The organism is Cupriavidus sp. SS-3, assembly GCF_035818815.1.
GTDB lineage: Bacteria > Pseudomonadota > Gammaproteobacteria > Burkholderiales > Burkholderiaceae > Cupriavidus > Cupriavidus taiwanensis_C.
In genome coordinates this window covers 24,066-46,723 of the sequence record NZ_JAYLVT010000015.1, presented here as the reverse complement: position 1 = coordinate 46,723, position 22,658 = coordinate 24,066, and the positions used below count along the sequence as shown (strand labels likewise).

The 22,658-nt window shown below is 66.9% G+C and carries 21 protein-coding genes; 6 read left to right on the top strand and 15 right to left on the bottom strand.

Going from position 1 to position 22,658, the window contains the following annotated elements; translation table 11 throughout:
* On the top strand, positions 1–177 hold a 177-nt coding region (locus tag U9J39_RS21445), incomplete at its 5' end, for an NAD(P)(+) transhydrogenase (Re/Si-specific) subunit beta (protein ID WP_326347989.1).
* Positions 178–421: 244 nt separating this feature from the next.
* Positions 422–1,468: a response regulator gene (locus U9J39_RS21440; protein WP_018006347.1), complete on the top strand. Its 1,047-nt coding sequence runs from the start codon at positions 422–424 to the stop codon at positions 1,466–1,468.
* Between the two features lie 27 nt (positions 1,469–1,495).
* Here U9J39_RS21440 and U9J39_RS21435 read toward each other — a convergent pair whose 3' ends face one another.
* The 9 genes from U9J39_RS21435 to U9J39_RS21395 all read right to left on the bottom strand — a co-directional run bounded on the left by U9J39_RS21435 (position 1,496) and on the right by U9J39_RS21395 (position 11,417).
* On the bottom strand, positions 1,496–2,749 hold the full coding sequence (locus tag U9J39_RS21435) for a THUMP domain-containing class I SAM-dependent RNA methyltransferase (RefSeq protein WP_326347988.1): 1,254 nt from the start codon (positions 2,747–2,749) through the stop codon (positions 1,496–1,498).
* A 63-nt stretch (positions 2,750–2,812) separates the two neighbouring features.
* Positions 2,813–3,418, bottom strand: coding sequence for a 2-hydroxychromene-2-carboxylate isomerase (locus tag U9J39_RS21430; RefSeq protein ID WP_326347987.1), 606 nt, complete (start codon positions 3,416–3,418; stop codon positions 2,813–2,815).
* A 65-nt stretch (positions 3,419–3,483) separates the two neighbouring features.
* Complete coding sequence (locus U9J39_RS21425) at positions 3,484–3,906, bottom strand: CopD family protein (protein ID WP_326347986.1); 423 nt, start codon at positions 3,904–3,906, stop codon at positions 3,484–3,486.
* A 52-nt stretch (positions 3,907–3,958) separates the two neighbouring features.
* Positions 3,959–5,239, bottom strand: coding sequence for a glutamate-5-semialdehyde dehydrogenase (locus tag U9J39_RS21420; RefSeq protein WP_326347984.1), 1,281 nt, complete (start codon positions 5,237–5,239; stop codon positions 3,959–3,961).
* Between the two features lie 195 nt (positions 5,240–5,434).
* Complete coding sequence (holA, locus tag U9J39_RS21415) at positions 5,435–6,493, bottom strand: DNA polymerase III subunit delta (RefSeq protein WP_326347983.1); 1,059 nt, start codon at positions 6,491–6,493, stop codon at positions 5,435–5,437.
* Between the two features lie 18 nt (positions 6,494–6,511).
* Positions 6,512–7,027 (bottom strand): LPS-assembly lipoprotein LptE, encoded by a 516-nt coding sequence (locus U9J39_RS21410; RefSeq protein ID WP_115681108.1) that lies wholly within the window; start codon positions 7,025–7,027, stop codon positions 6,512–6,514.
* Between the two features lie 44 nt (positions 7,028–7,071).
* A complete protein-coding gene (leuS, locus tag U9J39_RS21405; protein WP_326347981.1) occupies positions 7,072–9,693 on the bottom strand; it encodes a leucine--tRNA ligase in 2,622 nt (873 codons plus the stop codon).
* Between the two features lie 170 nt (positions 9,694–9,863).
* Entirely contained in the window at positions 9,864–10,661 is a 798-nt protein-coding gene (dapB, locus tag U9J39_RS21400; RefSeq protein WP_326347980.1) for a 4-hydroxy-tetrahydrodipicolinate reductase, read from the bottom strand.
* Positions 10,662–10,769: 108 nt separating this feature from the next.
* Positions 10,770–11,417 carry an outer membrane protein assembly factor BamE gene (locus U9J39_RS21395; protein ID WP_326347979.1) on the bottom strand — a complete coding sequence of 216 codons (648 nt, stop codon included), beginning with the start codon at positions 11,415–11,417 and terminating at the stop codon, positions 10,770–10,772.
* A 246-nt stretch (positions 11,418–11,663) separates the two neighbouring features.
* Between U9J39_RS21395 and fur the strand changes: the two genes are divergently transcribed.
* Positions 11,664–12,095, top strand: a complete 432-nt coding sequence (fur, locus tag U9J39_RS21390) for a ferric iron uptake transcriptional regulator (protein WP_012353845.1) — start codon at positions 11,664–11,666, stop codon at positions 12,093–12,095.
* A gap of 89 nt (positions 12,096–12,184) precedes the next feature.
* On the opposite strand, the gene U9J39_RS21385 is transcribed toward fur, so the two are convergent.
* The 3 genes from U9J39_RS21385 to tkt all read right to left on the bottom strand — a co-directional run bounded on the left by U9J39_RS21385 (position 12,185) and on the right by tkt (position 16,670).
* Complete coding sequence (locus U9J39_RS21385; RefSeq protein ID WP_115681497.1) at positions 12,185–13,180, bottom strand: LysR family transcriptional regulator; 996 nt, start codon at positions 13,178–13,180, stop codon at positions 12,185–12,187.
* Positions 13,181–13,553: 373 nt separating this feature from the next.
* Positions 13,554–14,552, bottom strand: a complete 999-nt coding sequence (gap, locus tag U9J39_RS21380) for a type I glyceraldehyde-3-phosphate dehydrogenase (protein ID WP_012353847.1) — start codon at positions 14,550–14,552, stop codon at positions 13,554–13,556.
* Between the two features lie 84 nt (positions 14,553–14,636).
* Positions 14,637–16,670 carry a transketolase gene (tkt, locus tag U9J39_RS21375; protein WP_172581756.1) on the bottom strand — a complete coding sequence of 678 codons (2,034 nt, stop codon included), beginning with the start codon at positions 16,668–16,670 and terminating at the stop codon, positions 14,637–14,639.
* 312 nt (positions 16,671–16,982) lie between these two features.
* Between tkt and U9J39_RS21370 the strand changes: the two genes are divergently transcribed.
* The 3 genes from U9J39_RS21370 to U9J39_RS21360 are packed head-to-tail and all read left to right on the top strand — an operon-like array spanning position 16,983 to position 18,840.
* Positions 16,983–17,408, top strand: a complete 426-nt coding sequence (locus U9J39_RS21370) for a VOC family protein (protein ID WP_115710783.1) — start codon at positions 16,983–16,985, stop codon at positions 17,406–17,408.
* Positions 17,408–18,166, top strand: a complete 759-nt coding sequence (locus tag U9J39_RS21365) for a 16S rRNA (uracil(1498)-N(3))-methyltransferase (RefSeq protein WP_326347978.1) — start codon at positions 17,408–17,410, stop codon at positions 18,164–18,166. The genes U9J39_RS21370 and U9J39_RS21365 overlap by 1 nt, the downstream gene beginning before the upstream one ends.
* A 56-nt stretch (positions 18,167–18,222) precedes the next feature.
* Positions 18,223–18,840, top strand: a complete 618-nt coding sequence (locus tag U9J39_RS21360; protein WP_115710787.1) for a YidB family protein — start codon at positions 18,223–18,225, stop codon at positions 18,838–18,840.
* Between the two features lie 81 nt (positions 18,841–18,921).
* On the opposite strand, the gene U9J39_RS21355 is transcribed toward U9J39_RS21360, so the two are convergent.
* From U9J39_RS21355 to U9J39_RS21345, 3 genes are all read right to left on the bottom strand, one after another.
* The gene (locus U9J39_RS21355) at positions 18,922–19,539 is read right to left on the bottom strand and encodes a barstar family protein (RefSeq protein ID WP_018006331.1); all 618 of its coding nucleotides are present in this window, start codon (positions 19,537–19,539) and stop codon (positions 18,922–18,924) included.
* A complete protein-coding gene (locus U9J39_RS21350; protein ID WP_115711726.1) occupies positions 19,536–19,907 on the bottom strand; it encodes a ribonuclease domain-containing protein in 372 nt (123 codons plus the stop codon). Before U9J39_RS21350 ends, U9J39_RS21355 begins: the two co-directional genes overlap by 4 nt.
* Before the next feature lie 378 nt (positions 19,908–20,285).
* Positions 20,286–22,607, bottom strand: coding sequence for an NADP-dependent malic enzyme (locus U9J39_RS21345; protein ID WP_018006329.1), 2,322 nt, complete (start codon positions 22,605–22,607; stop codon positions 20,286–20,288).
* Between the last annotated feature and the right edge of the window lie 51 nt (positions 22,608–22,658).

Genomic DNA, 22,658 nt, shown 5'->3' with positions numbered 1-22,658 from the left:
ATCGCGGGCATGCCGATCCTGGAGGCGTACAAGGCCAAGACCATCATCGTCAACAAGCGCTCGATGGCCGCCGGCTATGCCGGTCTGGACAACGAGCTGTTCTATATGGACAAGACCATGATGGTGTTCGGCGACGCCAAGAAGGTGGTCGAGGACATGTTCAAGGCGGTCGACTAAGGTCGCACAGCCGCTCCGGCCCGCGCCCCGGGGGCGCGGGCTTTCGTGGTTCCGGCGCGGTTCACCGCCCTGGCCCGCCGGCCCTGCTGGAACAAGGGCCGCGCCCCGTCCCTCCCCCGCCGCAGGCGGCCCCGGCCGCAAGGCGTGCCTTGCAAGGCAGCCACGGCGCGCTATACTGGCCTGCGAATACGCACGCTGGCTTGCCACTTGCGCCACGCCTGTGCCAACCCCTGCCCGCCGCTCCATGACCTTCAATCCGCACGACAGGAATCTGTCGGTCTTCCATCACCCGGTCCTGACTGTCCTTGTGGATGACAGCAAGTCCTTCATCGACAGCCTGGCGTTCCAGATGGATGCCGCGCGCGGGGTGATCACCTTCACCGATCCGCGCGAAGCGCTGCAGTGGATCCGCGAAGCCTACGCCACCCGCTTCCCGGGTTTCCTGCCGGTGCGCGTCACCCACGACGACCTGACCTTCCTGACCGAGCGCCGCACGGTCCAGCTCGACATCGACCGCATCTACCGCCAGATCCACGACGTCAACCGCTTCCTGCAGCCCGGCGTGGTGGTGGTCGACTATTCGATGCCGCAGATGGACGGCCTGGAATTCTGCCAGGCGTTGCAGGACCTGCCGTGCAAGACCATCCTGCTGACCGGCACCGCCGATGAAAGCATCGCCGTGCAGGGCTTCAACCACGGGCTGATCGACCGCTATGTGAAAAAACACGACAGCAATATGGTGGAGCGGCTGGACCAGGAAATCGAGGCCATGCAGCAGGCGTACTTCGCCACGCTGTCGCGCACGCTGCGCGAGCTGCTGACGCGGCATTCGTTCTCGTTCCTGTCCGATCCGGCCATGACCGAGCGCGTGCGCCAGCTGACCGCGCGCTACGGCTTTGTCGAGTACTACCTGTACCCTAATCCCGCCGGCATCCTGCTGCTGACCGCGCAGGGCCACGCCACCCTGATGGTGATCGAGACCCGCGCCGGGCTGATGACGCAGGTGGAATCGGCCGAGGCCTACGATGCCCCCGCCGCGCTGATCGAAGGCCTGCGCGAAGGCCGGCTGGTGCCCTTCTTCTGGCCCGGCAACGGCATGTACACGCCGGCCTGCGTCGACTGGGAACAATACTGCCTGCCGGCCGAGCGCTGCGAAGGCAGGGAAGAATTCTTCTACGCGCTGTTCGACCTGCCGCGCCACCTGCTGCAGGAGCCGGTGGTCAGCCTGCAGAGCTTCCTGGCGGACTTCAGCCGCAACCCGGACGCGCTGACGGGGCGCAAGCGCCCCTGACGCCACAGCACCGGTGCGCAGCCGGGGTCAGTCCGCCTGCTGCGTCCGGTTGGCGCCGCGCACCATGTCGAAACGGAACAGCCGGCACTCGATATTGCCGTTGTAGAGCGGCGTGCGGCGCGATTCCTTCAGCCGCAGCCGGCGCGGGAAGCCCAGGTCGCCGGTGAACACCCACGCCTGCCAGCCCGCGAAATGCTGCTTCAGGGTGGTGGCAAAGGCGCTGGCAAACTGGTTGGCGGCGGCCTCTTCCACCTCGTCACGCGGCTGTTCGTCTTCCGGCGCGCGGCGCTGCCCACGCACCGCAATGCGCTCGCCGTACGGCGGATTCATCAGCAGCAGGCCCGGCTCGTCATAAGGCGGCTGCACGAAGCGTGCGTCGACCTGCTTGGTGCGCGCCTCGCCCGGCAGGCCGGCGCGTTCCCAGTTGGCGCGCGTGATCGCCAGCATGTCGGTGGAGATGTCCGAACCGACCACCTGCAGCTCATCGGCAGAGGCCAGCATGCGGGCGCGCTGCGCGTCCGACTTCAGCTTCTGCCACGCCTTGGTATCCATGCCCTTGAGCCATTCGAAGGCAAAGCTGCGGCTGCCGCCGGGCGCGATGCCCAGCGCCACCTGCGCGGCCTCGACCAGGAAGGTGCCGCTGCCGCACATCGGATCGTAGAAGGGCCGGAAGGTCTGGCCCGGCACCCAGCCCGCCAGGCGCAGGATGCCGGCCGCCAGGTTTTCCTTCAGCGGGGCCTCGCCCTTCTCGGTGCGCCAGCCGCGCTTGAACAGCGGCTCGCCGCTGGTGTCGAGATACAGCGTGCAGTCGCGCTCGGTCAGGTGGGCGTAGATGCGCACATCCGGGCTTACGGTGTCGACGCTCGGCCGGGCGCCCAGCCGCTCGCGCATGGCATCGCATACGCCGTCCTTGACTCGCAGCGCGGTGAAATTGAGGCTGCGCAGCGGCGACTTGTGCGACGTAATATCCACGCGCAGCGACTCGTCGGGCGAAAACCACTGCTCCCAGCGCACCCCGCGCGCCAGCGTGTAGATGTCGTCCTCGTGCCGGTAGCCGCGCGCCGCGACACGCATCAGTACCCGGCTGGCAATGCGCGAATGCAGGTTGACCGCATAGGCGGCAGCCATCTCGCCCGAGAAGTTCACGCCGCCCGGCACTTCCTGGTGCACCGCGAACGGCGCCAGCGCGGCCACGCCCGGCATCGCGGCGATCTCGCGCAGCTCTTCGGCGAGCGCGCTCTCCAGGCCGCGCGGGCAAGGGGCAAAGAAGGCTTGGGTCATGAGAGGGATTCCTGCAAACAAAAACGTCCGCCGTGGCGGACGGGGAAGTAACGGTAGCTTAGGTCAGGCCGCGGCCAGCGCGCGGTCGAGAAAGTCGAGGCGGTCCTGGCCCCAGAACGGCTCGCCGTCGTACACGTACCACGGCGCGCCGAACACGCCGGCAGAGATCGCCTCCTGCGTGTTCTGCGCATAGGCGGCCTGCACCGACTGGGCCTCGCTCGCCCTGACCAGGCCGGCGCCATCGAGGCCGGCCTCGTCGGCAATCTGCGCCAGCGTGGCGGCATCGGCGATATTGCGCTGCTGCGCCCACACCGCCGCGCCGATCGCGCCGGTCAGTGCCATCGCGCGCGCGGTGCCGTGCGCCAGCTGCGCGGCAATGACCAGCTTGCTGGCGGCGTCACCGGACACCGGGAAGAACGTCGGCTCGAGGTTCAGCGGGATGTTCAGGAACGCGCTCCAGCGCCTGAGCTCGACCAGCCGGTAAGCCTGCCGCTGCGGCGGACGCTGCGCCAGCGGCAGCCCGCCGGAGACCGAGAACACTTTGCCGAGGTCGCACGGCTTCAGGTTCACCTGCACGCCGTGGCGCGCGGCGATATCGCTGAAACGGGCATGGCCCATGTAGACATACGGCGATTGCGGCGTCAGGTAGTAGTCGACCAGCTTGCTCATGTTGGTATCCGCGACGGAATCAGGCTGCAATATAAAGGCGAAATAAACGCGAAACGCGGCCAGCCTCAGAACGGCTTGACCACGACCAGGATCACCACCGCCAGCAGCACCAGCACCGGCAGCTCATTGAACCAGCGATAGAACTTGTGCGAGCGCGCGTTGCGCCCCGCCTCGAACTTGCGCAGCAGCACGCCGCAGCCGTGGTGGTAGCCGATCAGGACCAGCACCAGCGCCAGCTTGGCATGCATCCAGCCCTGCCCGGGGCCGCGGCCGATGCCGTAGCCCAGGTACAGCCACAACCCGAACACCACCGCCGGCACCGCCAGCATGGTCATGAAGCGGAACAGCTTGCGCGCCATCAGCAGCAGGCGCTGCGTGCCGGCGGCGTCGGTCTCCATCGCCAGGTTGACGAAGATGCGCGGCAGGTAGAACAGGCCGGCGAACCACGAAACGACGAAGACGATATGCAGCGCTTTGACCCAGAGCATCGGCGGACAGACCTTGGCTTGCAGTGGTTATTGTTGTTGGCGGCCCGGCGCTTCAGGTCCGGATCTCGCCGTGCCCGAACACCACGTACTTGAGCGAGGTCAGCCCTTCCAGCCCGACCGGCCCACGCGCATGCAGCTTGTCGTTGGAGATGCCGATCTCCGCGCCCAGGCCATACTCGAAGCCATCGGCAAAGCGGGTCGAGGCATTGATCATCACGCTCGCTGAATCGACCTCGCGGATAAAGCGCATGCCCGCCGAGTAGTTCTCGGTGATGATCGAATCGGTATGGTGCGAGCCGTATTCGTTGATATGGGCGACGGCCTGGTCCAGTCCGGCCACCGTCTTGATGGCGAGGATCGGGGCCAGGTATTCCAGGCGCCAGTCTTCCTCGGCGGCATCGACCAGGCCGGTAAAGCCGGCGGCTTCCAGCGTGGCGCGGGTGGCCGGGCACACGCGCAGCTCGACGCCCTTCTGCTGGTAGATGCGGCACAGCGGCGGCAGCGCCGCGGCGGCGATGTCCCGCGACACCAGCAGCGTCTCCATGGTGTTGCACGGCGCGTAGCGCTGGGTCTTGGCGTTGTCGCAGACGCGCACCGCCTTGTCCAGGTCGGCCTCGGCGTCGATATAGACGTGGCAGATGCCGTCCAGGTGCTTGATCATCGGCACCCGCGCTTCTTCCATCAGCCGCGCGATCAGGCTCTTGCCGCCGCGCGGGACGATCACGTCGACGTATTCGGTCATGGTGATCAGGCGGCCGACCGCGGCGCGGTCGGTGGTCCCGATCACCTGCACCGCCTCGGACGGCAGGCCGGCCGCGGACAGGCCTTCGGCCACCAGCGCAGCCAGCGCGGTGTTGGATTCGATCGCCTCGGACCCGCCGCGCAGGATGGTGGCGTTGCCCGACTTCAGGCACAGCGCGGCGGCGTCGATGGTGACGTTGGGGCGCGACTCGTAGATGATGCCGATCACGCCCAGCGGCACGCGCATCTGGCCCACCTGGATGCCGGTCGGGCGGAACTTCATGTTCGAGATCTCGCCGATCGGGTCTGCCAGCGCGGCGATCTGCTCCAGGCCCGCGGCCATGGTGTCGATGGCCTTGTCCGACAGCGTCAGGCGGTCGACGAAGGCGGCGTCCTGGCCGTTGGCGCGGGCGCGCTCGACGTCGCGTGCGTTGACGGCCTTGAGCTTGTCGGCATCGCGGCGGATCGCCGCGGCGATGGTCAGCAGCGCACGGTTCTTGTCGGCGGTGGAGGCACGCGCCATCGCGCGCGACGCCGCGCGGGCCTGGCGGCCGACGCGGTCCATGTATTGGTTGAGGTCGAGCTCGGTCATGTCAGTGGCCGGGGGTGATGGCCGTCAATGTATGTTTTCTCCCTCTCCCGCTTGCGGGAGAGGGTTGGGGTGAGGGCGGGAGTCGCTACGAAGTACGGCTGTCGGTATGCCACCGCCTGCCCTCACCCCCTGCCCCTCTCCCGCAAGCGGGAGAGGGGAGCAAACCGCCAGGGGAGCAAGCCTTCCAGGCAGCCCCTAGCGCGCAATCATCAGCGCCAGCTGCTGCAGGCCGTCCCACGGCTCGGCCGGCAGCGGCGCGCTGCCTGGCGGCGGCAGGTCCTGCAGGCCCTTGACCTGGCGGTCCAGCCGCGCGGCCAGCGCCAGCGCCGCTTCCAGCCGGGGCTGCGCCAGGCGCTGCGCGGCCTGCGGCACCAGCCGCTCGCGCGGGCCCCAGACACGCAGCTCGCGCATCAGCACGCCCGCCGGCTTGCCGGCCGCGAGCCCTTGCCGGACCTTGGATAATACGCGAATTTCCTCGGTCAGCGCCCACAGCACCAGCACCGTGGCCTCACCCTCGCCGCGCAGCCCTTCGAGCATCCGCACCAGCCGCGGCACGTCGCCCGAGAGCATCGATTCCGACAGCTTGAACACGTCGTAGCGGGCCACGTTCAGCACCGCGTCGTGGACCTGGTCGAAGCTCAGTTCGCCGGGCGGGTACAGCAGTCCCAGCTTCTGGATCTCCTGGTGCGCCGCCAGCAGGTTGCCCTCGACCTTGTCGGCGATGAACTGCAGCGCGAGCCGGCCCGGCTCGCCGGCCTGCACGCGCTGCTGCTGCAGCGCGAGCCGCTCGCCGACCCACGCCGGCAAGCGGGTACGGTCCACGGTATCGACCTTGATCGACACGCCGGCGCCTTCCAGCGCCTGGAACCAGGCCGACTTGGACGCGGCAAAGTCCAGCCGCGGCAGCGTCACCAGCATCACCACGTCGGGCGACGCCTGCGCGGTCACGGCGCGCAGCGCCTCGCCGCCGTCCTTGCCGGGCTTGCCCGAGGGGATGCGCAGCTCGACGATCTTGCGGTCGCCGAACAGCGACATCGACTGCTGCGCCTCGACCAGCCGGCCCCAGTGGAAACCGCGCTCGGCCACCAGCACCTCGCGTTCGGAAAAGCCCGCTTCCCGCGCCGCGGCACGCAGGCGGTCGACCGCTTCCAGCACCAGCAAGTGCTCGTCGCCGTGCACCACGTACAGCGGCGCCAGCCCCTTGGCCTTGGCCTGGCGCAGGTGCGCGTCGAGCCCGTCGAGCTTGAGCTGCATGCCGTCAGCCGTGCCCGCTCAGATTGCCTTGACGGCGGCCAGCCGGCGCATCAGCTGCTGCACGATGTCGCGCTGCATGTCGCGGTACAACTGCTGCTCTTCGTAGTCCTTGGCGAGCGTATTGGCTTCGTTGTAGGTCAGGTCGCGCGTCAGCACCAGCTGCGACGGCGCGATCAGTTCCTTGCCGGCGGGATCGCGCAGGCGGAAGGTGAAGCGCTGGGTCAAGCGGTATTCACGCACCACGCCTTCGGTCGTGATCGACAGGATGGTCTTGGTGCGGGTGTCTTGCAGCACGTCCAGCAACGCGTCGGCCTCTTTCTGGTCGGCCACCACCTGGGTGTCCGAGCCGCCGCGGATGGCGCGGCGCAGGTCCGCGCCCATCAGCGAGTTGGGCGGGATGCCGATATACAGCCGCTTGAAGGCGAAGTCCGAGTTGCCGCGCAGATGGAAGCCGCAGCCGGCCAGCAGGCCGGTGGCCGGCACTGCCAGCAGTGCCGCGAGCAGCTTGCGGCGTCCCAGGTTCAGTCGCTTCATGGTTGGCGATTCCTTTGTCAGGTTCCGGCGGGCGGACGGCGCTGTCAAAGCACCACGTTGACCAGGCGGCCAGGCACCACCACGATCTTCTTGGGCGCCTTGCCTTCGGCGAACTTGGCCACGGTGTCGCTGGCGGCGGCGGTGGCCTCGATCGCGGCACGGTCGGCGTCGGCGGGCACGGTGATGCTGCCGCGCACCTTGCCGTTGATCTGCAGCACCAGCTCGATCTCGCTGCGCACCAGCGCGGCTTCATCGACCTGCGGCCACGGAGCGTCGAGCAGGTCGCCGGCCTCGGCGGCATAGCCCAGCTGCTCCCACAGGCCGTGGGTGATGTGCGGCACCACCGGGTACAGCACGCGCAACAGGATGCCGAAGCACTCGCGGCGCGCCGCCGGCGACGCGGTCTTGGCGTCGTCCAGCGCGTTCAGCATCTTCATGGTGGCGGACACCACGGTGTTGTACTGGATGCGCTGGTAGTCGTAGTTGGCCTGCTTGAGCACGCCGTGGATCTCGCGGCGCAGCTCGGCATCGTCCGCGCCCGGCGCGCCGGCGGCACCGTCGCGGATGGCGGCGGCGTTGGCATAGCCATGGTTCCACACGCGGCGCAGGAAGCGCGACGCGCCCTCCACGCCCGAACCGCTCCACTCCAGCTGCTGCTCGGGCGGCGCGGCGAACATCACGAACAGGCGAGCGGTATCGGCGCCGTACTGGTCGATCAGCGCCTGCGGGTCGATGCCGTTGTTCTTGGACTTCGACATCTTCTCGATGCCGCCGATCACCACCGGCTGGCCGTCGGCCTTCAGCGTGGCGCCCACCGGGCGGCCGCGCTCGTCGGTCTGCACGTCGACATCGGCCGGGTTGTACCAGTGCTTCTTGCCCGAGGCGTCTTCGCGGTAGAAGGTCTCGTTCAGCACCATGCCCTGCGTCAGCAGGTTGGTGAACGGCTCGTCGAACTTGACCAGGCCCAGGTCGCGCATGACCTTGGTCCAGAAGCGCGCGTACAGCAGGTGCAGGATCGCGTGCTCGATGCCGCCGATGTACTGGTCCATCGGCATCCAGTAGTCGTTGCGGGCATCGACCATGGTGGCCGCGTCCGGGCAGGTATAGCGCATGTAGTACCAGCACGAATCGATGAAGGTATCCATCGTGTCGGTCTCGCGGCGCGCCGGCTTGCCGCACGACGGGCAGGTGCACTGCAGGAAGCGCGGGTCCTTGGCCAGCGGGTTGCCGGTGCCGTCCGGCACCAGGTCTTCGGGCAGCACCACCGGCAGGTCCTGCTCGGGCACCGGCACCACGCCGCAGCTGTCGCAGTGGATCAGCGGGATCGGCGTGCCCCAGTAGCGCTGGCGCGAGATGCCCCAGTCGCGCAGGCGCCAGGTGGTCTTCTTCTCGCCCAGGCCCATCGCGCCCAGGTCGGCGGCGATGGCTTCGACCGCGGCCTGGTAGCCGAGGCCGTCATACTTGCCGCTGTGGACGCAGGTGCCGTTTTCCTTGTCGCCGTACCATTCCTGCCAGGCGTCGGTCGAATACGGCTGGCCCTTCACGTCGATCACTTGCTTGATCGGCAGGCCGTACTTGTTGGCGAAGGCGAAGTCGCGCTCGTCGTGCGCGGGCACGCCCATCACGGCGCCGTCGCCATAGCTCATCAGCACGTAGTTGCCGACCCACACGTCGACCTTGTCGCCGGTCAGCGGGTGCACCACCTGCAGGCCGGTCGGCATGCCCTTCTTCTCCATGGTCGCCATGTCGGCTTCCATGACCGAGCCATGCTTGCATTCGTCGATGAAGGCGGCCAGTTCGGGGTTGTTCAGCGCGGCGTGCGTGGCCAGCGGGTGCTCGGCGGCGACCGCGCAGAAGGTCACGCCCATGATGGTGTCGGCGCGCGTGGTGAAGACGTAGAGCTTGCCGTCGTGGATCGGCTTGCCGTCCTCGCCCGGGATGTCGTGGGTAAAGGCGAAACGCACACCCACGCTCTTGCCGATCCAGTTCTGCTGCATCACCTTGACGCGCTCGGGCCAGCCCAGCTGGTCCAGGTCGCCCAGCAGCTCCTGCGCATAGTCAGTGATGCGCAGGTAATACATCGGGATCTCGCGCTTTTCGACCACCGCGCCCGAGCGCCAGCCGCGGCCGTCGATGACCTGCTCGTTGGCCAGCACGGTCTGGTCGACCGGGTCCCAGTTGACGGTGCCGGTCTTGCGGTAGGCGATGCCCTTCTCCAGCATCTTCAGGAACAACCACTGGTTCCAGCGGTAGTAGTCCGGGCTGCAGGTGGCCACCTCGCGCGACCAGTCGATCGCCAGGCCCATCGACTGCATCTGCTTCTTCATGTAAGCGATGTTGTCGTAGGTCCAGGCGGCCGGCGCCACGCCGTTGTTCAGCGCCGCGTTCTCCGCCGGCATGCCGAACGCGTCCCAGCCCATCGGCATCAGCACGTTGTTGCCGTTCATGCGCAGGTAGCGCGCCATCACATCGTTGATGGTGTAGTTGCGCACGTGGCCCATGTGCAGCTTGCCCGACGGGTACGGCAGCATCGAGCAGGCGTAGAACTTGGGCTTCTCCTTGCCGTCGGCCCCGACCGCATGCTCCGACACGCGATAGGCGTCGATGGCTTGCCAGTGCTGCTGGGCGGCTTGTTCAACGGCGGAAGGAAGGTATTTGTCTTGCATGGTCGGGACAGCGGTCAAGGACAGCGTCTGCGCGGCAACTGGCCTGCCGGCATCCGGGAAGATTCGTTCGAAGGAAAGCGGCGGGCGCCAGTGTGGGCGCCCGCCCGGCGTGCAATGCTAAAGCAATCGATTATAACCGTGGCGGCAGCGCTGGCCGCCCGGGCCTGGCCTTACTTCAGGCCCAGCACGTCCTGCATGTCGAACAGGCCGGTCGGCTTGTCCGCCAGGAAACGGGCCGAGCGCACCGCGCCGTCGGCATACGACTGGCGACTCGACGACTTGTGGCTGATCTCGATGCGCTCGCCGATGCCGGCGAACATCACGGTGTGGTCGCCGACGATATCGCCGCCGCGGATGGTGGCAAAGCCGATCGAAGCGGGATCGCGCTCGCCGGTATGGCCTTCGCGGGCAAAGACGCCGCAGGTCTTGAGGTCGCGGCCCAGCGCATCGGCGATCACTTCGCCCATCTTCAGCGCGGTACCCGACGGGGCGTCGACCTTGAAGCGGTGGTGGGCCTCGATCACCTCGATGTCATAGCCGGTCGAAAGCAGTTTGGCCGCGACTTCCAGCAGCTTGAAGGTGGCATTGACGCCAACGCTGAAGTTGGCGGCAAAGACGATGCCGATCGATTTGGCGGCCTCGGCCAGCGCGGCCTTGCCGGCGTCGTCGAAGCCGGTGGTGCCGACCACCATCTTGACGCCGCGCTTCTTCGCCGCCTCCAGGTGCGCCAGCGTGCCTTCCGGACGGGTGAAGTCGATCAGGCAGTCCGCGCCGGCCAGGCCGGCTTCCAGGTCCGCCGTGATCGCGACGCCGGTGTTGCGGCCCAGGAACAGGCCCGCATCCTGGCCCAGCGCCGGCGAGCCCGGCACGTCGAGCGCACCCGACAGCTTCACGCCCTCGGTGTTCAGCACTTGTTCGATCAGCATGCGGCCCATGCGGCCCGATGCGCCTGCGATGGCGATGTTCATGGTGTCTGGCTCTGCGGAATATGCGCGGTGCGCGAAAGGGAAGCGAGCCGGCCATGCCTGGCCGGCGCGGAAAACCGGCAGCGCGCCGAAGCCGGCGCGCGTGATCGATCAGTTGGCGGCTGGCTTGGCCGCGTCGGCAGGCGCGGTGGCCTGGGCCGGAGCCGACGGCTCGGCGGCGGGCTGGGCCGCCTGCGCCGGTTGTGCGGGAGCGCCGGCCGCTTCCGGCTGCTGCGCCTGCCGCGGCACGAAGTTCTCGACCGTGGTCTGCTGCTCGGCCGGGGCCGCGGCCGCGGCCGCGCTGGTGGAGATCTTGCCCGGCGTCTGCTCCTTGAGCGCCTTCTTCATGCCGTCGATCTCGGCGATCAGCTCATACTCGGACGGCAGTTCGTCGCCGCCAAACTTGACCAGGCGGTCGCCGTCGAAGAACACCGTGTAGCGGCGCTGCTGCACCACCGAGGTATTGCCGCGGCGGAACGAAAACACATAATCCCAGCGGTTGGCGTGAAACACGTCGGTCAGCAGCGGCGTGCCGAGCAGGAACTTGACCTGGTCGCGGGTCATGCCCTCGCGCAGCTGCGAAGCGGCCTCGCGCGACACGAAATTGCCCTGCACGATGTTGATCCGGTACGGCGTGATGGCGTTGGCTACCTTGCGCGAAGTGGAATCGTAGGCCGAGCAGGCGCCGGCCAGCAGGGCCGCGGCCAGCAGGGAGACAACCAGCGTCGGACGCATGGCGGACGAACGGATAGAACGCATGGATCTCGTTTCCGGAGGGAAAGAAAAGTAACGCGGCAGAGAACGGGCTGCGCGGGCATGAAAACGGCGCAAAATGCGCCGATTGCACCACACGAGCGGATGGCATCTGCCGCCGCAACCACATGGGTCGGCAAGCTTGCCGGGCACGCGACGCCGACCTCTGGACATCGTCGGCACGAGCGACTTTTGCTGCCAAAACCCTTATGATTCAACTATCCAGACATTGTACTCTAGGGAGTCACCCACATGCCGAGTCCGGCGGACCTCAAGAATATCGGCCTGAAGGCGACCGTGCCCAGGCTGAAGATTCTTGAAATTTTTCAGACCAGCGAACAGCGTCACCTGAGCGCGGAAGACGTCTACCGCATCCTGCTCAACGAGCATATGGATATCGGCCTGGCCACCGTCTACCGCGTGCTGACCCAGTTCGAGCAGGCCGGCCTGCTGTCGCGCAACAACTTTGAATCCGGCAAGGCGATCTTCGAGCTCAACGAAGGCAAGCACCACGACCACCTGGTGTGCCTGGATTGCGGCCGGGTCGAGGAATTCTTCGATTCCGAGATCGAGCAGCGCCAGCAAAGCATTGCGCGCGAGCGCGGCTTTACCCTGCAGGAACACGCGTTGTCGCTGTACGGCAACTGCACCAAAACAAACTGTCCCCACAGACCCAAACGATAAGCAACCGCTCGCTCCCTTGCCGGAGCGCAGACGGACAACAAAAAACCGGCGCCAGGCGCCGGTTTTTTGTTGTGGCTTGCTGCCGCGGGTCAGCGCGCCTGCAGGTCCTGCAGGTCCTGCTCGCTCACCACCCGGGCCGGGCGTGCCTGCGGCAGGCCGACGAACTCGCCCACCACCTGGCGGAACAGGCCGCGCGCCCACACCAGCATCGGGTGTGTGTTGCGGCTGCGGTGCCAGAACATGTTCAGGCCGAGCGTGGTGTTCAGCTCCGCCGGCAGCGGGAAGGCCTTCAGACCGTAGGTTTCGCAGGCCATGTCCTTGGTCAGCGCATTGACGGTGAAGATCATGTCCGTCTGCGAGGCCAGTTCGGCCTGGGCGCGCCACGAATGGACCGTCAGCGAGGCGTTGCGCTTCAGGCCGCGCTGCTGCAGTGCGTAGTCGAGCGGGATCAGCGACGGCGCCGGGCGCCCCGAGCCGCCGGAGTGCGCCATGAAGATATGGCCGCAGTCCAGGTATTGCTCGAGCGTGCAGTGACCCTTGAGCACCGGATGGTCTTTGCGCGCGCACACCCACAGGTTCAGCGACGTCACCATTTCCTCGACGATCTCCGGATGGCGGGTCGGGAACGGCGAGAATCCCAGGTCGAGTTCATTGGCGCGCATCGACGCCACATCGGTCTCCCACGAATGGGACTCGACCAGCTTGATGTGCAGGTCCGGCGCCAGCGCCTTGATGCGCAGCACGAAACGGTTGAACACCGTGTCGCCCAGTTCCGCGGCAAAGCCGATGCTCAGCGTGCCGGTGGCGGTGGCCGGATCGAAGTTGTCCGCGTCGCCCTCGTTGATGGACGACCACAGGTCCAGCATGTCGCGGATCTTGGGTCCCAGCTCGAGCGCGCGCGGCGTCGGCGTCAGCCCGTGCGGGACGCGGATAAAGAGTGGATCGTCAAAGATTTCGCGCAGCCTGCCCAGCGAATGCGAGACCGCCGGCGCGGTCATGTGCATTTTCTCCGCCACGTAGGTGGCATTACGCTTGCTCAGCAGCTCGGTGAAGATCACTAGAAGCTTTGTGTCTACGTTCACCATGATCAGGCCCCCGGTCAGATTTTTCACAGCTAAGATGGCCCCACCACTTGCACTGGCTGCACATCAGATTTCAACAGCGTCTTAATAGTGTAAGAGGAAAAATCAGGCTCGGAAAGCAAATTCGGCATTTCTGGAATGGCCGTCCCTGGCATAACTTCGAAAAATTGCGCGATTTTGCCGCAATTGATCGTAGATGCGTACATTAGCGGCGGCGCAACCAGCACTTCAGCCTCAGCTATCCTCGACCTTAGGGTTCCACTTTTATCATTCTTTTCTGACGCAACTATTTCAGTCGCGCCAGCAGACCAGCATCCTGCCTGAAAAAAGAAAAACGCGCCCGCGGGCGCGTTTTCGTGAGCGCGGAAGGTGCGGATTACTTGGCCACCACGCGTGCCATTTCCAGGCACTTGTTCGAATAGCCCCACTCGTTGTCGTACCAGCTCACGACCTTGATGAAGGTGCCGTCCAGCGCGATGCCGGCTTCGGCGTCGAAGATCGAGGTGCGGGCATCGCCGCGGAAGTCGGTGGCGACCACCTTGTCTTCGGTATAGCCCAGCACGCCCTTCAGGGCGCCCTGGCTCTGGGCCTTCATCTCGGCGCAGATTTCTTCGTACGAGGCGGACTTTTCCAGCTCGACGGTCAGGTCGACCACCGACACGTCGGAGGTAGGCACGCGGAACGACATGCCGGTCAGCTTCTTGTTCAGCTGCGGGATCACCACGCCCACGGCCTTGGCAGCGCCGGTCGACGACGGGATGATGTTTTCCAGGATGCCGCGGCCGCCGCGCCAGTCCTTGTTGGACGGGCCGTCGACGGTCTTCTGGGTGGCGGTGGCAGCGTGCACGGTGGTCATCAGGCCGCGCTTGATGCCCCACTTGTCGTTCAGCACCTTGGCCACCGGGGCCAGGCAGTTGGTGGTGCAGCTGGCGTTGGAGATGATCGCCTCGCCCTTGTACGTGTCGTGGTTCACGCCGTACACGAACATCGGGGTGTCGTCCTTCGACGGGGCCGACATGATCACCTTCTTGGCGCCCGCGTCGATGTGCTTCTGCGCGCCTTCCTTGGTCAGGAAGATGCCGGTCGACTCGATCACCACGTCGGCGCCGACTTCGCCCCACTTCAGCTCGGCCGGATCCTTCACCGCGGTCAGGCGGATCTTCTTGCCATTGACGACCAGCGTGTTGCCGTCGACCGACACTTCGCCGTCAAAGCGGCCGTGCACCGAGTCGTACTTCAGCATGTAGGCCAGGTAGTCGGGCTCGAGCAGGTCGTTGATGGCAACGACTTCGATGTCCTTGAAGTTGGCGGCGGCGGCGCGGAACACCATGCGCCCGATGCGGCCGAAGCCGTTGATGCCGATCTTGATGGTCATGACTGTCTCTCCTGAGGATCGATTGAAACCGGTGGGCGCCGCGTCTGCCACGCGGCGCACCGCGCGGCTCCAGCGCCCGGATGCTTAGATAAGGGTGTCCTTCACCGTACGGACCACGTTTTCGACGGTAAAGCCGAAGTGCTTGAACAGCACGCCGGCCGGGGCCGATTCGCCGAAGGTGTCGATGCCCACTACCGCCTGGACCTGGTACTTCCACCAGAAGTCCGTCACGCCCGCCTCGACCGCCACGCGCGGCACGCCGGCCGGCAGCACGCTGGCCTTGTAGGCGGTGTCCTGCTTGTCGAACACGGTGGTCGCGGGAACCGACACCACGCGCACATGCACGCCTTCGGCGGCCAGCGCATCGGCGGCGCCTACGGCCAGGCCCACTTCCGAGCCGGTCGCCAGGATCACGGCGTCCGGCCGGCCGGTCCTGGTGTTGACGCTGTCGCGCAGCACGTAGCCGCCGCGCGCGATATTGGCGCGGGTGGCGTCGTCGCGCTGCTGGAACGGCAGGTTCTGGCGGCTGAAGATCAGGCAGCTCGGGCCGTTCTCGCGGCGGATCGCCTCGGCCCAGGCCACGGCGGTCTCGGTGGTGTCGGCGGTACGCCAGACGTCCATGTTGGGGATCAGGCGCAGGCTGGCGACGTGCTCGATCGACTGGTGCGTCGGGCCGTCTTCGCCCAGGCCGATCGAGTCATGGGTGAACACGAACAGCGAGCGGATCTTCATCAGCGCCGCCATGCGCAGTGCATTGCGGCTGTAGTCCGAGAAGGTCAGGAAGGTTGCGCCGTAGGGAATGTAGCCACCGTGCAGCGTGATGCCGTTCATGATCGCGCTCATGCCGAACTCGCGCACGCCATAGTTGATATGGTTGCCCCAGGCATCGACGCGCACCGCCTTGCTGCCCGACCAGTTGGTCAGGTTCGAGCCGGTCAGGTCGGCCGAGCCGCCGAGGAACTCGGGCAGCACCGGGCCGAAGGCCTCGATGGTGTTCTGGCTGGCCTTGCGGGTGGCGATGGTCTCGGCCTTTTCCTCGCACTTGGCGATAAAGGCTTCGACGGCGGCGTCGAACGAGCCCGGCAGCTCGCCCTTCATGCGGCGGGTGAATTCGCCGGCTTCGTACGGGTGGCGCTCGGCATACGATTCGAACAGCGCATTCCAGGCGCGCTCCAGCGCCTGGCCGTTGGCCTTGGCGTCCCAGGCGTCATAGACGTCTGCGGGCACCTCGAACGGGGCGTGGGCCCAGCCCAGCGCCTCGCGCGTGGCCAGCACTTCGGCGCCGCCCAGCGGCGCGCCGTGCACGTCGTGGCCGCCTTCCTTGTTGGGCGCGCCCTTGCCGATCTTGGTGCGGCAGCAGATCAGGGTCGGCTTGTCGCTGGCCTTGGCCTGCGAGATCGCCAGGTCGACGGCGGTGACGTCATGGCCGTCGATGCCGCGGATCACGTTCCAGCCGTAGGCTTCGAAGCGCTTCGGGGTGTCGTCGTTGAACCAGTGCACCACGTCGCCGTCGATCGAGATGCCGTTGTCATCCCACAGCGCAATCAGCTTGTTCAGCTTGAGCGTGCCCGCCAGCGAGCAGGCTTCGTGCGAGATGCCTTCCATCAGGCAGCCGTCGCCCAGGAACACATAGGTGTAGTGGTCGACGATGTCGAAGCCCGGGCGGTTGAATTCTTCACCCAGCAGGCGCTCGGCCAGCGCCATGCCGACCGCGTTGGTGATGCCCTGGCCGAGCGGGCCGGTGGTGGTTTCCACGCCCGGCGTGATGCCGTATTCCGGATGGCCGGCGGTCTTGCTGTGCAGCTGGCGGAAGTTCTTCAGCTCTTCGACCGGCAGGTCGTAGCCGGTCAGGTGCAGCAGCGCGTAGATCAGCATCGAGCCGTGGCCGTTGGACAGCACGAAGCGGTCACGGTCGGCCCACTGCGGGTTGCTCGGGTTGTGCTTCAGGTGCCGGCCCCACAGCGCCACGGCGATGTCTGCCATGCCCATCGGCGCACCGGGGTGGCCGGAATTGGCCTGCTGGACGGCGTCCATGGCAAGCACGCGGATGGCGTCGGCCATCAGCTTGGCGGGCTGGGAAGCAAAGGGACTTGTGGCGGGATGGGCAAGGGCGGACATGCGGGCGGATTCGGCGTGAGCCTTGGCGGCAGGAAAACCGCAATTTTAGCAGAAGCTAGGGGGTTTTCCGGACTCCCGACGCCCCCTCCGGCCGAGTCCGGGCGATCATCGCAGGCCGCCCGCACCACCGCATGCCGGCAACCGGAACTATCCCGGCCCCGGCATGCCTGATGCTTCACCCCGGCGCCCTGGCAAGGACGTGGCGCGGACCGTGGCGCGGCACTTCGACAGCGTAGCGCGGCACGCGTAAGATGCACTCTCGCACCGCGCGGCACGCCGCCGCGCCGGGTTTCCCGCAACCAGGAGACGATCATGACCAGACCGGCCAATACCCCCTGGCTCACCCCCTACCTGACCGTCGCCAACGGCCGCGCCGCGCTGGACTTCTATGGCCGCGCCTTCGGCTTCACCCCCGGCAACGTGGTCGACGAGAACGGCGTTCCCACCCACGCCGAGATGCAATACCAGGGCCAGCTGGTGGTGATGTTCGCACCCGAGGGCGCGTGGGGCAGCACGGCGCGCACGCCGCGCTCGCTGGGCGTGGAGTGCCCGCAGACCTTCTACGTCTATTGCGACGATGTCGACGCCATGCACCAGCGCGCGGTCGACGCCGGCGCGGTCAGCCTGATGGCGCCGGCCGACCAGTTCTGGGGCGACCGCTACTGCATGGTCGAGGATCCCGACGGCTACCGCTGGGGTTTCGGCAAGCCGCTCGCCCAGGCCAGCCAGGCAAGCTGATGGCACCACGATTTTTTGTCGGCGGCGCGGACGCCGTGCTGGCCGCCGAATCGGATTTCCCGCTGCCCAAAGCGGTGGTGCGCCACGCGCAGGTGCTGCGCCTGGCGCCGGGCGACGCCATCACCCTGTTCGACGGCCGCGGCGGCAGCCACGCCGCCACGCTGGTCGAACTGGGCAAGCGCCACGCACTGGCGCGCATCGGCGCGCATGACGCGGCCGAGGCCGAGCCGCCCTTCCGCGTCACGCTGGCGCAGGGCCTGGCCGGCGGCGACAAGATGGACTGGCTGATCGAGAAAGCCGTCGAACTGGGCGTCGCGGCGATCCAGCCGCTGCAGGCCAGCCGCTCGGTGGTACGGCTGTCCGGCGAGCGCGCGCAGAAGCGCCAGGCGCACTGGCAGGCGCTGGTCCAGGCCGCCTGCGAGCAATGCGGCCGAAATCGTTTGCCGGCAGTGGCGGAGGTCACTAACTTGGATACGTGGCTGGCGCGCGTCGCACCATCCGGCGAAGGCGCCAGGCTGCTGCTCTCGCCGCGTGCCGCGCATTCGCTGCCGGCACTGGTGGCGGAACGGCGCGAGGCACTGCTGGCCAATGGCGTCACGTTGCTGATCGGCCCGGAGGGCGGGCTGGCCCCCGAAGAAGAACAGGCCGCGCTGCAGGCGGGTTTCACCGGCGTGTCGCTCGGCCCGCGCATCCTGCGTACCGAAACCGCCGGGCTCGTTTGCCTGGCCACCCTGAACGCCTTGCTGGGCGGATTCTGACGACGGGGCACCCCGGCCCTGCGTTCCGTTGCAACCCTGACTGAAAGGAGTCGACCATGGGACTACTCGATAGCGTGCTGGGCGGTGTGCTCGGACAACTCGGCGGCGCGCGCGCAGAGAGCGGCCAGGCCGGCGGGCTCGACCCCAAGCTGATGATGGCGCTCGGGCTGCTGGCCACACTGGCCATGCGCAGCCGCGCGCAAGGCGGCGATGCCGCCGGCGACTCGCCCGCAGCCGATGATGGCCTGGGCGGGCTGGGCAGCCTCGGCGGGCTGCTGGGCGGCATGCTCGGCGGCGGCGCCGGCACCGCGCCGGGCGGCGCCACCGGCGGACTCGACCTGGGCTCGCTGCTCGGCGGCCTGCTGGGCGGCCAGGGCGGCGCGCCGGCCAACAGCCAGGCGCTGGGCGCGGCCGCCGGCGGCATCGGCGCGCTGCAGCAGATTCTGGCGCAGGCGGGGCTGGGCGAACAGGTCAACTCCTGGATCGGCAGCGGCGCCAACCAGCCGGTCACGCCGTCGGCGCTGAGTGATGCGCTGAACGACACCGGCGCGCTGCAGTCGCTGGCGCAGAGCACCGGCATGTCGCAGGACGACGTGGCGGCGCAGTTGAGCGAAGGCCTGCCGGAACTGATCGACCGGCTCACGCCGCATGGCCATGTGCCGGCGCAGGAATAAGCGCCGCGCCTGCCCGACAAGCAAAAAGCCCGCATCAGCGGGCTTTTTGCCTGTTATGCCGTGGAACCGCAGCCGGCGCGGTCAGGCGAACGAATAGAACACGCGGAATTGCACCTTGCGCTCGCCCCAGAACTCGGCGGCGTCGCGGAACACGTCGAGCAGCACCTCGCGCGCTTCCTTGTCGAACTTCTGCGCGATCGGCAGCCCCTCCAGCACGATCACGAAACCCGGCTGCGGGCCGGCCTTGTAGATCATGTCGGTCAGGCAGTCGGCCAGCGCGTCGAAGTTCTTGCCAAAATGCTTGGGGAAGGTGAACGAGGTGGCGATGGTTTCCAGGATCTCCGCCTTGCTCGCGCAATGCGCGCAATTGGCATAGAGGAAATGCTGGCCGAGATCGGCCGCGGCCTGGGCCAGTTCCGGCACGCGGAAGGCGCGGATCGACTGGACGATGTTCGGGCGCACCGTCTTGAACAGGTTCATGGCCCCCTCGCTGGTGCCGTCGTTCCAACCGGGACCGGCGGGCATGGCCACGGGCGCGGTCGCGGGCGGGAGTTTTTGCATGAGCTCCTGGCTCGGCATCATCAGCACGTTGTCGTATAGGTTCTGGGCCTGCTGCTGAGCCCGCTGCCAGCCATCTCCGGCGCCGCGCTCTTCGCGGGCGGCAAGGGCGTCGCCCAGTCCGAAAATGTCAGTCATCATTTGAGTATCCGTTTGAAGCTGTTGTAGTGGTCTTCCGTGTAGTAACAATCGTTGGCGGCGCGCTGTTCCCCGCCGCAGACGATCCGCTTGGCTCCCCGGTTCCGGCTCCTGGCGCTCTTGACCGTGTATTCGCGGTAATAACCGCGTTCCTTTTGCGGCAGGATGCGTTCGTAGTTGCCGAATCTCGAGCCGTCCTTGTCATACGGGAACGGGCCGCCGGCTTCGATGCGCTCCAGGGTCTGCCGCGCTTCGTTGGGCAACTGCTGCACTGCAATGGTTCCCAGCCCTTCGGTCTGCGCCTGGCGTGCCAGCGTCGGCTGCGCCAGGGCCAGCACCAGCGCCGCGCCGGTCAGGGACCGGGCCAGCATGCGCGTTGCGTGCCGCATCGGAGAAACTTGGAAACCCACGTTGCTTGTCTTGGTTGAACCGGAAATCGAGCCTGCCGCTGGTTGGGTAGACGATCTGTCCGGGCCACCCTGGCCTGCCCCTCTGCGCTGCGTAAAGTGTCGCGCAAGGAATGCCGGCCGCACCGGGGCGCTCATGGCGAGCGCCTGTATCAAAGGCGTAAGGTTACGCGCATGCACGCAATTAATCAATCCCGCCCCTGTTGCAGCGCAATTTCTTCAATTGTTTCAATATGTTAAGCGTATGTGTGCGCATACTAACTGCAAGCACGAGGCGATAAAAAAAGCCGGGCGAACCCGGCTTTTCGTCACCTTGGCCCGCTGCGGGCCAGGGCAATCGGCTTAGCGCTTGGCGGCGGCGTCGACCACCACCAGCGACGTCATGTTGACGATGCGGCGCACGGTCGCCGACGGGGTCAGGATGTGCACCGGCGCCTTCACGCCCAGCAGGATCGGCCCGATGGCGACGTTGTTGCCCGCGGCAACCTTGAGCAGGTTGTACGAGATGTTGGCGGCGTCGATGTTCGGGCACACCAGCAGGTTGGCCTCGCCCTTGAGCGTGCCGTCCGGCACCAGCTGGTCGCGCAGCTTCTGGTCGAGCGCGCAATCGCCGTGCATCTCGCCGTCGATCTCCAGTTCGGGGGCCTGTTCACGCAGGATGGCGAGGGTTTCGCGCATCTTGCGCGCAGACGGCGCCTCGGACGAGCCGAAGTTCGAATGCGACAGCAGGCCGACCTTGGGTTCGATGCCGAAGCGCTTCAGCTCTTCGGCGGCCATCAGCGTGATCGCGGCCAGTTCCTCGGCGCTCGGGTCGACGTTGACGTGGGTGTCCACCAGGAAGATCTGGCGACCCGGCAGCACCAGGCCGTTCATCGCCGCATAGACCTTGTTGGTGCCGCCCAGCACCTGGTCGATATAGCGCAGGTGCGCCGCGGTGTTGCTGACGGTGCCGCAGATCATGCCGTCGGCCTCGCCCTTGTGCACCAGCATTGCGCCGATCAGCGTGGTGCGGCGGCGCATTTCCAGCTTGGCGTACTGCGGCGTGATGCCCTGGCGAGCCATCATGCGGTAGTAGGCGTCGGAATAGTCGCGGAAGCGCTCATCGTGTTCCGGGTTGACCACGGTGAAGTCCACGCCGGCGCGCAGGCGCAGGCCGAAGCGCTCGATGCGGTGCTGCAGCACGGCGGGGCGGCCGATCAGGATCGGGTTGGCCAGCTTTTCGTCGACGATCACCTGCACGGCGCGCAGCACGCGCTCTTCCTCGCCCTCGGCGAAGACGATGCGCTTCTTGTCCATCTCGACCTTGCGCGCGGCGGCGTAGATCGGCTTCATCACCGTGCCGGAGTGGTACACGAACTGCTGCAGCTGCAGGCGGTACGCGTCCATGTCCTCGATCGGGCGCGCGGCCACGCCCGACTTCATCGCGGCTTCGGCCACGGCCGGCGCCACCTTGACGATCAGGCGCGGGTCGAACGGCTTGGGGATCAGGTATTCGGGGCCGAACGACAGATCCTGGATGCCGTAGGCGGTGGCGACGATGTCGCTCTGCTCCTGGCGTGCCAGTTCGGCCAGCGCGTTGGCCGCGGCGATTTCCATCTCGCGCGTGATGGTGGTGGCGCCGCAATCCAGCGCCCCGCGGAAGATGAACGGGAAGCACAGGACGTTGTTGACCTGGTTCGGGTAGTCGGTACGACCCGTGGCCATCACCGCGTCCGGACGCACTTCCTTGACCAGCTCGGGCGCGATTTCCGGATTCGGGTTGGCCAGCGCCAGCACCAGCGGCTTGTCGGCCATGCGCTGGACCATGTCCTGCTTGAGCACGCCCGCCGCCGACAGGCCCAGGAAGATGTCGGCGCCGTCGATCACTTCGCCCAGCTTGCGCTTGTCGGTTTTTTGCGAGAAGCGCGCCTTTTCGGGGTCCATCAGTTCGGTACGGCCCTCGTAGACCACGCCGGCCAGGTCGGTCACCCAGATGTTCTCGATCGGCAGGCCGATGTCGACCAGCAGGTCCAGGCAGGCCAGCGCCGCAGCGCCGGCGCCCGAGGCCACCAGCTTGACCTTGGCGATATCCTTGCCGACCACTTTCAGGCCGTTGATGATGGCCGCGGCCACCACGATGGCGGTGCCGTGCTGGTCGTCATGGAAGACGGGGATCTTCATCTTCTCGCGCAGCTTGCGCTCGACGTAGAAGCACTCCGGTGCCTTGATGTCTTCCAGGTTGATGCCGCCGAAGGTGGGCTCGAGCGCGGCGATGATCTGGACCAGCTTTTCCGGGTCCTTCTCGTCGATTTCGATATCGAACACGTCGATACCGGCAAACTTCTTGAACAGCCCGCCCTTGCCTTCCATCACCGGCTTGGACGCCGCGGCGCCAATGTCGCCCAGGCCCAGCACGGCGGTGCCGTTGGTGATGACCGCGACCAGGTTGCCGCGCGCGGTGTAACGGAACGAATTGGCGGGATCGGAAACGATTTCTTCACAGGCTGCGGCCACGCCGGGCGAATACGCCAGAGCCAGGTCGCGCTGGTTCGACAGCGGCTTGGTCGGCGTGACCGAGATCTTGCCGGGGGTGGGAAACTCGTGATACTCGAGCGCCGCTTTGCGCAGCGCCTCGCGCTGCTGCTGTTTCAGATCGTCTTGGGACGGGGACTGTGGGCTGGTCATCGGCGCATCTTCCAATCGGTGGAGCCGTCATTGACAAGGCGGGGACGATCG

Bases quoted from the DNA above. Each gene is read 5' to 3' on its own strand.
- U9J39_RS21425 (WP_326347986.1), bottom strand. From the start codon at position 3,906: ATGCTCTGGGTCAAAGCGCTGCATATCGTCTTCGTCGTTTCGTGGTTC.
- U9J39_RS21365 (WP_326347978.1), top strand. From the start codon at position 17,408: ATGGCACCACGATTTTTTGTCGGCGGCGCGGACGCCGTGCTGGCCGCC.
- leuS (WP_326347981.1), bottom strand. From the start codon at position 9,693: ATGCAAGACAAATACCTTCCTTCCGCCGTTGAACAAGCCGCCCAGCAG.
- dapB (WP_326347980.1), bottom strand. From the start codon at position 10,661: ATGAACATCGCCATCGCAGGCGCATCGGGCCGCATGGGCCGCATGCTG.
- U9J39_RS21355 (WP_018006331.1), bottom strand. From the start codon at position 19,539: ATGATGACTGACATTTTCGGACTGGGCGACGCCCTTGCCGCCCGCGAA.
- U9J39_RS21385 (WP_115681497.1), bottom strand. From the start codon at position 13,180: ATGGTGAACGTAGACACAAAGCTTCTAGTGATCTTCACCGAGCTGCTG.
- U9J39_RS21360 (WP_115710787.1), top strand. From the start codon at position 18,223: ATGGGACTACTCGATAGCGTGCTGGGCGGTGTGCTCGGACAACTCGGC.
- U9J39_RS21395 (WP_326347979.1), bottom strand. From the start codon at position 11,417: ATGCGTTCTATCCGTTCGTCCGCCATGCGTCCGACGCTGGTTGTCTCC.
- fur (WP_012353845.1), top strand. From the start codon at position 11,664: ATGCCGAGTCCGGCGGACCTCAAGAATATCGGCCTGAAGGCGACCGTG.
- U9J39_RS21420 (WP_326347984.1), bottom strand. From the start codon at position 5,239: ATGACCGAGCTCGACCTCAACCAATACATGGACCGCGTCGGCCGCCAG.
- gap (WP_012353847.1), bottom strand. From the start codon at position 14,552: ATGACCATCAAGATCGGCATCAACGGCTTCGGCCGCATCGGGCGCATG.
- U9J39_RS21345 (WP_018006329.1), bottom strand. From the start codon at position 22,607: ATGACCAGCCCACAGTCCCCGTCCCAAGACGATCTGAAACAGCAGCAG.
- U9J39_RS21440 (WP_018006347.1), top strand. From the start codon at position 422: ATGACCTTCAATCCGCACGACAGGAATCTGTCGGTCTTCCATCACCCG.
- U9J39_RS21430 (WP_326347987.1), bottom strand. From the start codon at position 3,418: ATGAGCAAGCTGGTCGACTACTACCTGACGCCGCAATCGCCGTATGTC.
- tkt (WP_172581756.1), bottom strand. From the start codon at position 16,670: ATGTCCGCCCTTGCCCATCCCGCCACAAGTCCCTTTGCTTCCCAGCCC.
- U9J39_RS21435 (WP_326347988.1), bottom strand. From the start codon at position 2,749: ATGACCCAAGCCTTCTTTGCCCCTTGCCCGCGCGGCCTGGAGAGCGCG.
- U9J39_RS21370 (WP_115710783.1), top strand. From the start codon at position 16,983: ATGACCAGACCGGCCAATACCCCCTGGCTCACCCCCTACCTGACCGTC.
- U9J39_RS21410 (WP_115681108.1), bottom strand. From the start codon at position 7,027: ATGAAGCGACTGAACCTGGGACGCCGCAAGCTGCTCGCGGCACTGCTG.
- U9J39_RS21350 (WP_115711726.1), bottom strand. From the start codon at position 19,907: ATGCTGGCCCGGTCCCTGACCGGCGCGGCGCTGGTGCTGGCCCTGGCG.
- holA (WP_326347983.1), bottom strand. From the start codon at position 6,493: ATGCAGCTCAAGCTCGACGGGCTCGACGCGCACCTGCGCCAGGCCAAG.